Origin of the sequence: Paenibacillus sp. EKM212P, assembly GCF_011066115.1 — a bacterium.
GTDB lineage: Bacteria > Bacillota > Bacilli > Paenibacillales > Paenibacillaceae > Paenibacillus > Paenibacillus polymyxa_B.
In genome coordinates this window covers 387,896-400,739 of record NZ_JAAMNR010000001.1, presented here as the reverse complement: position 1 = coordinate 400,739, position 12,844 = coordinate 387,896, and the positions used below count along the sequence as shown (strand labels likewise).

Here is a 12,844-nt window from a genome sequence, read left to right as displayed (position 1 = left end):
TGAATGACATCCCCCGCATGCAAAAAAATTCTGAAAGTATAGAGGTTTATACTAAATATGAAACTAGCAAAATCTAGTCTATCATACCGAAAACATGCGGGGGAAATATCACAACTTTGTTACCTCTGTGTTGCTTTTACAGATACCGATGGAGAGGTCGGGAAGTAACCGATCTCGACGGCATGCTGGATCATGTTCCGAATAAAGTTAAGGTCGGTTGCCGGGCATTGAACGCCAGCTTGTTCCAGCAGAGCTGCGGTTACAGAGCATCCGTAACGGTAAGCTGAATCCTTGGCTCCGTCACCTTCCAGTTGTCCCATAGCAAGGTGAAGGGCATCCTCCTGAATGCCGGAAGACGGATTCAGCAGCCAAGCGCTGTAATCGTCAAAAGGCAGAGTTTCTACTGCGTAACCGAGTTGGTTTACCATAGCGATCAATTCATCATATGGCAGTGGGTTCGGATTGCAGATATGGAAAATGCGGTTTGCGCTTTTTTGATGAACGGACAGCTCTACGATAGCACGGCTGGCGTAATCAATCGGTGTGAAGTCCGTATGCCAATCGGCTTGTGGCGCTTTGCCCAGCAGCAGCATCGCCTTCATCATACGATAATAAGCATTGCTGTCGATATTTCGCTGGAAGCGTCCGTTGGCCGAATGGGCTGTCAAATTACCCGCGCGATAGATCGAGACAGGCGTACCCGCTTGAGCTGCTTGGAACAACAGCTTCTCCGCCGCGAGTTTACTGTTCGTGTACAGGTTGTCCACGTTCAATTCGTCTGGGAAGGCAGAAAGCTCCAATGCAGACTCCCATTTTCCTTCGTTAGCAAGATCCTCCGGTATTCCCATAGTAGAGACATGATGGAAGGATACTCCTGGCTTGGCTTGAGCGATTTTCAGCAGTTCCAGTGTTCCGGTCACATTCGTGCGATCGAAGGCTGCCGAATCACCAAAATGGCGAACGTCAGCGGCGCTGTGAATGATGCCGTCGATTTGGTGCTCCAGCATATGGCGGTCGACGGAAGAGAGACCAAGATCAGCTTGCTCCAGATCCCCATAGACAGCTTTTACCCGTCCTTCGATCAAGCTGGAGATATCTTGTCCAAAATATCCCGTCAATACGGACTGAATACGCTCGATACCGGATGGACCGTCCTGAGAAGGGCGTACCATCGCGTATACTTTGGCTTCTGTCCGTTGAAGTAGGTCATACAGAATGTGCGAGCCCAGATAGCCTGTAGCACCGGTTAACAAAATCACGCGCAAGTCGCGGACTTCAGCTAAGTCAGAAGCACCAGACAACTCAATAGGATGCTCATTCAAGTCCATTTTTTCTTGAGAAATCGCGAGTGGCTTGCGTTGCGGCGTTTGTTCCGTACCTAATTGTTCCACGTATTCAGCAAGCTCGCGAACGGTTTTGTAGCGGAAAAAATCTCCGATGCGCAGCGCGCCATAACGCGGCTTTAGAATAGCCAGCACATGAATGACACGAAGCGAATCGCCCCCGATCAGGAAGAAATCATCGGTAGCGCCAATGTTATTTTTACCAAGCACTTGAGTCCATGCTTCGGCAATGAGTGTTTCGGTTCCTTCTCGGAGAGGTTCCCCGCCAAATGAAAGATCAGACGCTTCCGGCAGTGGTCGCAGGGCCAGCTTTTTGCGATCGATCTTGCCAGTTGGTGAAATTGGCATGGCTTCCAGATGAACGACATGGCTTGGTACAAAATAAGAAGGCAGCTTGCCCCCAATATAAGACTGAATAACGTCTTGTGGAATGGATTGTCCATCCGAAGTGGTAAAATAGCCAACTAACATGTTCTGATCAGTGTGATCTTTGACAGCTACTACAGCGACGTCCTGAACACCTGGATGTTTGGAAAAATGGTCTTCAATTTCTCCAATTTCAATCCGATTCCCCCGAATTTTGAGCTGTGAATCCTTGCGACTTACGTATTCAATCGTACCGTCTGGCAGCAGCTTGGCGATATCACCCGAGCGGTACATTTTTTCACCCGGAACAAAAGGGTTGTCCACAAACGATTGAGCTGTACGTTCTGGCTGATGGAGATAGCCATGGGCCAACGCAGGCGTAGCAATACATACTTCACCCGGAATATTGACAGGGCAAAGCTTGTTATCATCGTTAACGATATACACTTTATAATTGTAAATCGGCTTGCCGATCGGAATATTGACGACATGCTCAGGCACGGCACCACGAACCCGGTGGGTCGTTGTCGCCACGGTGCATTCGGTCGGTCCGTATACGTTTACGATGTCGGTATCTGTACCGAATTTACTTTGGAACGCTCGAACTTGTGAGCCGTACAGCGCTTCGCCTGCCACGGTAACGATCCGTACCTTAGCGAGTTTGCGATAGCCTTCGTCTGACAAGTACGTAGATAGCTGATTAAAGAATACGGTCGGCAAAATGGTAATAATCGTCGTGCCCGTACGTGCAATGGCTTCAGCGAATTCTTCAACAGATACACGTTCTTCGGAAGACAGCAAGTACAATTTTGCACCGTAAAACAAGGCTCCAATTGTATCCCAAACGGATGCATCGAAGCTGTAGGTTGCAAATTGGGTCAATACATCCTGAGGTGTAATGTCGCAATCGCGTTGCACGACAGCTCCTAGGTTAACGACACCGCGGTGAGCGATCAGAGCACCTTTCGGTTTGCCTGTAGAGCCGGATGTATAGATGACATAAGCTAGATCATCCGGACTTACATTAACGTTTGGATTGCTTGCAGCATAGCCTGCCAGTGGTCCGTTAATTGCTAAAATTTCTTTTACCGTCTCAATGGAACCGCACAGTTCAGTCGCTTGCTCCATGAGTGCGGAAGTTGTTAAGACAAAAGGAGAACGCGTGTCTTCGACAATGTAGCTGCTCCGGTCGGCGGGGTGGGCGGGATCAACAGGCACATACACGCCCCCGGCTTTCAGGATACCCAGAAGGGAAATAACGGTCTCCAAGCTTCGTTCCATGAAGATAGTCACGAATTCACCTTTGGTAAGACCTTTAGATAACAAGACACGTGCGACTTGGTTAGCACGTTCGTTCAACTCACGGTACGTGTACTCTCCAGTGTGGGAAGCAATAGCCGGACGATCAGGGTATTGTGAAGCAGCCTCCTCAAACATTCCATGAATAGTTTGATGCTCAGGATATTTCACGACTGTATTATTTAAAGCTTCGTGAGCAGCTCGATCTGCATCTGATAATATATCAATGGAGTTCACAAGTGCATGGCTGTTGGTTAGCGCGCCGCGCAAAAGGGTTTCAAAGTATTCTGCGTATCGGACAACCGTTGTTTCCAGCAAGAGTGATTGATCATATCGGATCTGTATTTGATAAGTGCCATTGTGTTCACTAACAGCCCAGTCCATAATACGGGATTCTACTCCGCTGTCCGTAGGCAGATTTGCCGAAAATGAAGTATCGGCTTGTGGTTCCGCTAGGTATGCATTAGGCTCACGGAGCATCTCCTGAAATAAGTCTGCTAGTTCATGAAAAGTCGTTTCCTTTTCGACTGTCAGCGAAGCTGTAAGCAGACCGGTTTGTGGCACAAATGTAGAAAAAGAAACTTCTTCTTCTGCGGATAGGCGATATACCCATGCAGTATATGCTGATAAAAGCAACGCTTGTTTGTCATCCGCAGTTTGTTGCTGATTTAATTGTTCCGAGATGGACGCTTCTAACTCTACTTGATAAGTAGAGGATGTATGCTTGCGTTGTATACGTGCACAATCCAAGGGAACTAGGAATGGGGATGGGGTTGTCTGTGTGCTGTTTTGTAGTAATGAAGCCATTACGCTAACCTCCTGAATGTATGATGTCTTAATATAAATGGTAAACTCAGTAAATGCCTCCGATCCCTTCAAATGCATGAACAGGAGGGAGGCATTACCGAATGATTTACTTATAAATTTTGGAGCCGATAAATGGTTATTATGATTTGGTACGGTTGGTGTCTGCAATTTTGAAATAAGATGTAATTTCTTGAAGCTCTTCAGACATGGACGTCAATTTATGGGATGAATCAATGATCGAATCCAAAGAAGCTTTTTGCTCCTCCACCGTTTGCACAATGTGAACACTGTTATTGGCTGTTTTGGTTACAGTGGAAGAAAGATCGTCTGCTGTCGCGGTCATTTCCTGTGTACCCGCAGATATTTGCTCAGTAGCGCTGGAAACTTCTTGGATTTGCCATGCTACATTTTTAGTTGCTTGAAGAATATCATTGAACAGCACGCCTGCTTGTCCGGCAACGACGATTCCGTTTTGAACTTCAACGTTTCCTTGCTCCATCGACTTCACAGCTTGTCCGATTTCACTTTGAATTTCTTCGATCAGGGACGTGATTTGTTTGGTTGCATCCGCAGATTGTTCTGCCAGCTTACGTACTTCACTGGCAACAACGGCAAAGCCTTTACCTTCTTCACCAACGCGCGCAGCTTCAATAGAAGCGTTCAAAGCGAGCAGGTTGGTTTGACTGGAGATGCCTGAAATGGTACTGATGATATTGCCAATTTCCTGCGAACGACTGTCCAGCAACTTGATGATACGGGAAGTATTGGTGACTGTATCGGTAATCAAGTGCATTTGGGATGATACCTTGCTTACAATCTCGTTGCCTTCGTTAGAACGTTTCTCTACCGAATTGGCTTCTTCCGCAACATTGGAAGAACTCGTGGCAATATTTTGAATTACCGAAGCCATTTCAGCCATGGCACGTGCACTATCGCCTGTTGCTTTTTCCTGCGAACGGATATTCTCCGTGATTTCACTGATGTTTTGATTGATGATGTTGGAGTTGATTCCGTTTTGTTCGCAGATTGCGAGTAGTTCCTTGGCAGATTCATTGACTTCATCAGTTGTCTGCTTCACTTTGGTCATAATGCTGTTAATATGACTTACCATATCGTTGAAATTCTGATTTACGAGCCCCAAATCATCATGACCTGCATGAATTTGAACATCCAGATTTCCTCTGCTTACTTCACTGATACCGTACATCAGTTGCTTAATCGGTGACAGCGTGCGCTTCACAACCCAATATTGAAGCGCCAGGCAGATTAGTAGGAAAATCACTAAAATGGTAGCGCCGCTAATGAGCAGCTTGGTTAAGCCGGCAGGTACGGCGCCAGCATCTGCATCGACTGCAAAATATGCAAAGATTTTGCCACTTGAATCTTTAATCGGAGTCATCAAAGTCGTCCATGTACCAAAAGAATCATCGTAGAAGCTAGTGAATGTTGGTTTGCCACTGTCCAACATACCGGTTACGCCGACTGCCACGACATTAGGTTGCTCGTACATAGAGCCAACGAGCAGCTTATCTTTTTCAAATGCTTCTCTGAGATCCGTTGGCATCGCCACAATAGATGTTAGATTGCCGTTTTCGAGCTCCGTCCCGAATATATAGGCATGAGAGATATTCGGATTGGTCGCCATGATGTTATCTAGGTACGTGCGGAGTTTGGTTTGAACGGGTCCATCATAGTTTTTCTCTTGAACCGCTTGGGTTACTTCATCGGAATTAATGCCCTGGGCCCACTTCAATGTGATTTTTTCCACTTGCCCATGCAATTGGTCTATCAAAATCGTACGTTGGATCAAATAACTGGACACAATAAGGACTAGTCCAATCAATACGATGTTGAAGAAGGATAATAATAAGTTTTTGGTGAAGAATGATAAGCTACTCCACTTTTTCAAAATGTTCCACTCCCTGGTTGTATTTTTGTATATGGTGTTGAACCGCTTATCGAATGAGATAATCAAGTCCCCCTTACAAACATAATAATAGAGATAATAGACCCTTGAATTTTATGTAATAGGTCTTAAGTCCTTTTATAGACAAGTATGATATCCCTATATATATGTCGTACGAAAAGCCCTTGAAATGAATACCTTACACAATAAAAAATTAATTTTTAATAGGTAAACGCTGTCTGTGTTTCAGTATATTCCAATTTATACTTCAACTTGAAATTCGAATTCATTACAGTCCATAAGCAACTATTCAACAGAAACCATCATACTTTATAATAGAGTCAAATGCACTTATCAATTTGGGACATTTTTCATATTTAACGTTGGAAATGCTTGATTTATCGCGGTTTTTGTGAATTGTTTGCGAAATGAGTCCTTATATCCATGCAAAGAGAAGAGGGATAAGAAGAATGTCCAAGCTTACGATTTTAAAGGTTGAGAGTCATCACGAGGATCTGCATGAGTTGATTCAAAGGCTGGATGAGGACTTGCTGGAAAGGTATCCTGCCGACGAAATTTACTTGGTTGATTTTTCCAATCCAAAAGTTAAAGAAATGATTTTCGCTGTTGTGTATGTGGACGAAAAACCGGTGGCTTGTGGAGGGCTTAGGCCTATAGATGCGGAAGAAATGGAGCTCAAAAGATTTTATGTCGATTCCTCTTATCGCAGACAAGGAATTGCGGTGAGCCTATTATCTTTTTTGGAAGAGGAAGCCAGCAAACGGGGAGTTGTAAGGATTAAACTGGAGACCGGAGCAGCTCAACCTGAAGCGATTGCTCTCTATACCAAGCGGGGATACGAACCTATTGAACGGTTTGGGGAGTATGAACACGATGAAAACAGCCTTTGTTATGGTAAAAAGCTGTCTCTGTTATTATAAAGCGTTCTCTTATAAAATGGATGATGATCAATACTAGCCTATATAGCGGGAGAGATGATAATGAATTTGAAGCAAAAAGCAGCCGAAAAAGCAGTTGAGGCGATTGAGGACGGCATGAAGGTAGGACTTGGTACAGGCTCGACAGCCTTTTGGGCTATTCAAAAAATTGGTGAGCGTGTAGCGCAAGGATTACATATACAGGCTGTAGCTACATCCCAAGCTTCGGAGGATCAGGCCAGGGAGCTGGGAATTCCCATCATTCCGTTTGATCAGATTGGAAGGCTTGACGTTACCATCGACGGTGCAGACGAGGTGAACGAGCAGCTGGTGCTGGTGAAAGGTGGAGGCGGAGCCCTGCTGAGAGAGAAAATTGTGGAAAGCAATAGCGACCGATTAATTATTATTGTCGATGAGTCCAAGGATGTGAAGGTACTGGGTGCATTTCCTTTACCCGTTGAGGTCGTACCCTTTGCCAGTGAATGGACGTTGGAGGCTTTACGGCAGACAGGCTGTAGGGCGGAGTGGCGTATGAAAGACGGCGAGCGCTTCCTTACGGATAACGGTAATTATATTGCCGATTGTCGCTATGGTACGATTGAGAATCCGCAGGAGTTGGAAATCCGCTTGAATCAAATTCCGGGTGTAGTCGATAACGGACTGTTCATTAATATGGCGGACCAGGTTATTATCGCACGGGCCAACGGACAGATCGACGTTCGTAACAAGTAATGTTTAGGACCCGCCTGCTTCATCATGTGGCGTTGATGTTATTGATTTTATATACAGGACTTCTATTATATTGGATGTTTCTCGGTTTTGGTCGTACATTACGGCCAGGACCCCCGTATTCGTATAATATTGTTCCGTTTGATACGATCAGGCAATACTGGCGGGCAATGGGGTCGTTTCCTTTTCGGGTATGGGGTGTTAATTTGCTCGGCAATATTGGCGTATTCATTCCCTTCGGTATTCTTGTGCCTATCATTTGGGTGTCCATGCGAAGTATAGGCAGTCTGTTGTTAACGATAGTGATCGCACTGGTCATTCTTGAGGTGTCCCAAATGCTGCTGGGCGCAGGTACAATGGATGTAGATGACATCATATTGAACGTTCTGGGAGTATTATGCGGCCGTGTTGCCTACGTATTTTTACGTAAGAAGTTAGGGGTTACAACATAATCGTCCTGCTCTCTGGATCAGTGCATTAAGACTGACTGAGAGCGGGCTTTTTTTACATAATGAACTGTAACCTTCACATAATAGACGGTAATTCCTCCATTTATAGGCCGTATGAGCAGGGGAAGGAACGCTTAAACTTGACAAAAGCGAACAATTAAGATATCTTGGAATAAAGATATGAGTAACGGAGGCTGTTAATATGTCTGTAAAACCAGATGATCAGGACTTAGCGCTTAATTTGTTCGTTGTTCTGGCTCGTGCTTATAATTCGGTCACGTCCCGTACGAATCGGGACATTCATAGTCATGGTTTAAATACAACAGAATTTGGTGTGCTTGATCTGCTGTATTATCGGGGATCACAACCTTTACAGAAGATTGGAGAAAAGGTACTAATCTCTAGTGGAAATATTACGTATGTGGTAGATAAACTTCAGAAAAAAAACTTGCTTACCCGTCGTGCATCACAAGATGATCGGCGTGTGATTTATGCAGAATTGACTGATGATGGACGTCATTTCTTTGAGCAAATATTCCCGCAGCATCATCGTGTCATTATGGAGACCGTGGATGGCTTATCCGTGGAAGAGAAGGAGCAGGCTATTCATCTGTTAAAAAAGCTTGGACTAACGGCTGAGGGGCAGAAGAGTAACGGATCATAAATGGTGCATGTACAGGTTAAATCTGCTTTAGATAAAATACCGACTTTTCGGTATTTTATTTTTTTGTCGTATTTTGGGGAGTAGGGTTAATGTAGAGGCGTAAATCAGGTATAATTATCTAATAGTCACGTCCGGAACAAATTCCCCAGTACCTGTTTCGAATACAAATACCTTGTCGGGGAAGGAGCTGTACATGAGTATACAGCAATATACCGCAGGTGAATCGCTATTGATGCAAGCAGGAGCTTTGGCTGAATTAGTTACCCATAAACAATACGAATTACAGCCCGATCTTTTGCAGCGTTTTGGGGATAACGGTAAAATAAAGACAAAACAGGATTCTATATATAGTTTGAACTATTTAGCTGAAAGTGTAATCATGAACAGCCCTATTTTATTTACACAGTATGTTTCTTGGTTAAAAAAGCTTCTGGAGGGTTTCGGCATAACCCAAGAAGATTTGAGCATCAATTTCCGATTAATCCAGGAGACGTTGGTAGAGCATTTCGATCATACAGATAAAGCTATGGTGCTGGAGCATCTGGATTTGGGGATACAGCAAATAGGGAAGAAAGAGGAGTATGCCTCTTTTATTACAGATGATAATCCCTATGCTGCTGACGTGGCTCAATATTTGGAATATTTACTCTCAGGTAATCGCAGACAGGCTTTGGATTGGATCGTCCGTTTGCTGAATGAGGGTATCTCTATTCAACATACGTATAAATATATTTTTCGAATTTCGCAATATGAAATAGGTCGTCTATGGTATGAAGGCAAAATCACCGTCGGTCAAGAGCATTTTTGCACTGCTGTGACTCAATTTATTATTTCCAGCCTGTACCCCCAATGGATGGGGAATGGAAATAAGGAACGCTGCCTCGTGGCGGCGTGTGTAGGCAGCGAGCAGCATGAAATTGGTCTGCGTATGCTGGCTGATATATTTGAAATGGATGGTTGGGATACGTATTATTTAGGCGCCAATGTACCTAACCGTAGTCTGCTTCAGGCCATTGTGAGTTACAAGGCGGATGTGGTGGCTATCTCAGCTACCATGGCTTACCATGTCCATCTAGTGAAAGAGTTGATTGCTCTCATTCGGCAAGACCCAACGACTAGCCATGTGAAAATTATGGTCGGAGGCTTGCCTTTTAATCTCGATTCCCACTTGTGGCAGGAAGTAGGGGCGGACGGATACGCACCAGGTGCGGAGGAAGCGCTGGAGGTTGCAGGGGACTTACTTTCGCTCAGGAAATAAGGTTAGTTATGTGAACCTGTAGTCATTTTGTAAAGGGGGCCTTTTAATATGAAGGAACCGACAGCAGAAATGGCTGTCCTGCGGAAAACGGTCGAACAATTAACGGATGAGATTGTGAAAAGCAAGGCTGAGGAAGAAAAGTTGCTGAATGAATTTTCATCAATGAACAACGAGCTGGTCAATCTGCAGCGTCAGCTTGCCAAAAGCAATGCGGAATTAACACAGACGAAGGAAGAAGCGGTACGGGCTAATGACCTAAAGAGCACTTTTCTGGCTGTGGTTAGTCATGAATTCAGAACGCCAATGAACGGAATACTTGGAATGATTGAAATGTTAGGTTCATCCAAACTTTCCCCAGATCAACGGCAGGCCATCAGTGTTATACGTGAGTCAGCCTCTCTGTTGTTGAACATGATTAATAATCTGCTCGATATATCTAAAGTGGAAGCAGGACAGATGGAACTGGAGATCGGAAACGTCAGAGTTCAGGCGATTATGAGCCACGTTGCTCAGTTGTTGGAGCCACAAATCTATCAGATGGGTAACCGTTTGAGTATAGAGACCGATTCTGGTGTGGCAGAGCATCTGGAGGGAGATTCTGCAAGGATCATGCAGATCTTGCTCAATCTGTTGAACAATGCGAATAAATTTACCAGTGAAGGATTGCTCATCATTCGAACAAAATTGGTGGAGGAAACAAAAGATTCCCAACGTGTTCGGTTTGAGGTGCAGGATTCGGGTATTGGTATTTCACCGGAGGATCAGAATAAGCTGTTTCAGCCTTATGTACAAGCAGGTGAAGGCAGCGCCTCCCAATATGGAGGAACGGGTCTAGGGCTATGGATATGCAGTTCATTTGTGGAACTCATGCAGGGAGAAATTGGGGTCGTCAGTAAAGAAGGCCAAGGCTCCACGTTCTGGTTTGAAATTCCCCTCATGAAAGGATCGGAGCAGGCAGACGAAATGGAGAAGCATGAAAATGGTGATTTGAAGGCATTTAGCGAGTTGCTGCGTGAGCATAGTCATTCTCAAACTATTTTGGTGGCTGAGGATAATCGGGTGAATCGGCAGGTGGTGCAATTGCAGCTTAACCACTTGGGATTCCAGCATATTGATTTTGCTGAGGATGGACAAGCTGCTGTAAGAGCGGCCTCCGAACGATCCTACGCTTGTATTCTAATGGATCATCATATGCCTCTGCTGAGTGGTCATGATGCGGCAAAATCGATCCGCCAGCGGGAAGCAGACAACCAGCAACCCCCTGTACCGATCATTTCTTTGACCGGAAATGTGTCCGAGGAGGATCAGGCACGGGGCCAGGAGGTTGGAGTGAACGATTACTTGATGAAGCCAGTAACGATTGAAAAGCTCTCTGAAAAGCTTGTAAAATGGCTTCCAAAGCCGGAAACCGAGCCGATTTTGGATGAGGAAGTTATACGTGAAATTATGCTGCTGGACGAGGATGGCAGCACGGGACTACTGGAGTCATTGGTCGAAATGTATACAAGTGATACACCTGCCAAAATCAATAAGTTAAATGAACTGGCTGCTGCGGGCGAAGCCACAAAAGTAGTAGAGGCTGCTCATGAGTTGAAATCAGGCAGCGTGAGTCTGGGTGTCGGACGTTTGTCCTCGTTGCTGTCCGATATTGAACAGCTTGCACGGGAGAACCGACTCGAGAATGCGAAAGCGAAGTTATCTGCGCTCCAATCTGTCTATCAAGCAACGTGTTTAGAACTGGAACGCTATATTCACCAGTGCTAGACAGGTTTCCCCCTTGTTAGACTTGCATACGGAAGGAGGACGTAAGAGACATATATGAAAGAACAGTTGCGTTCTATTCACCCGCTGGCCTGGACGATTATTGTCGGTACTATTTTTGGGCGGATGGCGACATCCATGAGTATCCCGTTTTTGTCTATTTACCTTACCACCCGTTTAGGGGTGTCCCCCTTTCATACGGGGGTGATCGTATCGGTCAGCTCGTTGGTCGGCATTTTTGCCAGCTTTTACGGTGGATATATTTCAGATCGAATTGGACGGCGTAAGGTGATGCTGGTGTCCATTGCGAGCTGGGCGCTTGTATTCGTTGCTTTTGCGTTGGCGGAAGCGGCCTGGGCCTTTTTTGTCATTAATGCTCTGAATGGACTGTGCAGATCCCTGTTCGAGCCAACCTCACGGGCGCTGTTATCAGATGTAACCCCGAAGGAGAAAAGACTGCTTATCTACAATATGAGATATGCGGCCATTAATGTTGGGGTGGTGGCAGGGCCGTTGCTTGGTTTAATGCTAGGATCTGCATCCACGGGTACGCCGTTTATGGTAGCTGCTGGTGTGTACGCATTGTACGGGGTACTGTTGTTGATCCAATTTGCCCGGTATGCATCGGATCTGCATATAGGTACAACAGCGGGAGAGGCTCCACTGCGAATGGGTGAGGCATTCCGTACAGCCAGCCGTGACCCGGTGTTTATGCCAATTTTGCTGGGAACGGTATTTTGTGTGATGGGCTATGCGCATTCCAATTCCACAATGCCTCAATTCTTGTCCTTATCCTTCGCAGAAGGAACCCGATGGTTTACATACATGCTGACGGTCAACGCGGTTTGTGTATTGGCATTTCAATATCCGCTGGTGCGACTGGCAAGCCGATTTTCCCCGGTGAATTCCTTGATTGCAGGGAATATATGTATTGCGGTCAGCCTGTTGCTGTGCGGTATGCTAAACTCAGGCTGGATGTTTATACTGGATATGGTGCTGTTTACGGTTGGTGAAGTGTTATTGTTCACGATGCTGGACGTATTGATTGACCAAATTGCAGATGCTCAATATAAAGGGACCTACTTCGGTACAATCGGCTTTAATAATTTGGGAAGCGTGCTGGCTCCTTTATTTGGTGGCTGGTTGCTGGATATCTATGGTCAAACGGCGCCGCTTGCCGTTTTTGTTCCGGTTGCCCTGTCGGTTGTGATTGGTATTCCATTCCTTCTGGTCGCACGCCGCCGTCTGGTGCAGCGTACAGCACGGATCGCGGCTCAGGGAGGAAAATCGGTGCAGCAACTGTCATCATAAAAAGGGAGTTGAG

9 protein-coding genes are annotated in these 12,844 nt (G+C 45.6%); 7 read left to right on the top strand and 2 right to left on the bottom strand.

Annotated elements, in window-relative coordinates; all coding sequences use genetic code 11:
* Positions 1–119: 119 nt before the first annotated feature.
* The gene (locus tag G9G54_RS01860; RefSeq protein WP_165175729.1) at positions 120–3,815 is read right to left on the bottom strand and encodes a non-ribosomal peptide synthetase family protein; all 3,696 of its coding nucleotides are present in this window, start codon (positions 3,813–3,815) and stop codon (positions 120–122) included.
* 139 nt (positions 3,816–3,954) lie between these two features.
* Positions 3,955–5,724, bottom strand: coding sequence for a methyl-accepting chemotaxis protein (locus G9G54_RS01855; RefSeq protein WP_061831317.1), 1,770 nt, complete (start codon positions 5,722–5,724; stop codon positions 3,955–3,957).
* 467 nt (positions 5,725–6,191) lie between these two features.
* Between G9G54_RS01855 and G9G54_RS01850 the strand changes: the two genes are divergently transcribed.
* The 7 genes from G9G54_RS01850 (at position 6,192) to G9G54_RS01820 (ending at position 12,831) form a co-directional block, all read left to right on the top strand.
* Complete coding sequence (locus tag G9G54_RS01850; RefSeq protein ID WP_165175727.1) at positions 6,192–6,662, top strand: GNAT family N-acetyltransferase; 471 nt, start codon at positions 6,192–6,194, stop codon at positions 6,660–6,662.
* A gap of 60 nt (positions 6,663–6,722) precedes the next feature.
* On the top strand, positions 6,723–7,391 hold the full coding sequence (gene rpiA / locus G9G54_RS01845; protein WP_165175725.1) for a ribose-5-phosphate isomerase RpiA: 669 nt from the start codon (positions 6,723–6,725) through the stop codon (positions 7,389–7,391).
* On the top strand, positions 7,391–7,840 hold the full coding sequence (locus tag G9G54_RS01840; RefSeq protein WP_165175723.1) for a VanZ family protein: 450 nt from the start codon (positions 7,391–7,393) through the stop codon (positions 7,838–7,840). Before rpiA ends, G9G54_RS01840 begins: the two co-directional genes overlap by 1 nt.
* A 199-nt stretch (positions 7,841–8,039) precedes the next feature.
* Positions 8,040–8,501: a MarR family winged helix-turn-helix transcriptional regulator gene (locus tag G9G54_RS01835; RefSeq protein ID WP_165175721.1), complete on the top strand. Its 462-nt coding sequence runs from the start codon at positions 8,040–8,042 to the stop codon at positions 8,499–8,501.
* Positions 8,502–8,694: 193 nt separating this feature from the next.
* Positions 8,695–9,759: a cobalamin B12-binding domain-containing protein gene (locus G9G54_RS01830; RefSeq protein WP_165175719.1), complete on the top strand. Its 1,065-nt coding sequence runs from the start codon at positions 8,695–8,697 to the stop codon at positions 9,757–9,759.
* Positions 9,760–9,807: 48 nt separating this feature from the next.
* The gene (locus G9G54_RS01825; RefSeq protein WP_165175717.1) at positions 9,808–11,523 is read left to right on the top strand and encodes an ATP-binding protein; all 1,716 of its coding nucleotides are present in this window, start codon (positions 9,808–9,810) and stop codon (positions 11,521–11,523) included.
* Positions 11,524–11,577: 54 nt separating this feature from the next.
* Entirely contained in the window at positions 11,578–12,831 is a 1,254-nt protein-coding gene (locus G9G54_RS01820; RefSeq protein WP_165175715.1) for an MDR family MFS transporter, read from the top strand.
* Positions 12,832–12,844: the final 13 nt, after the last annotated feature.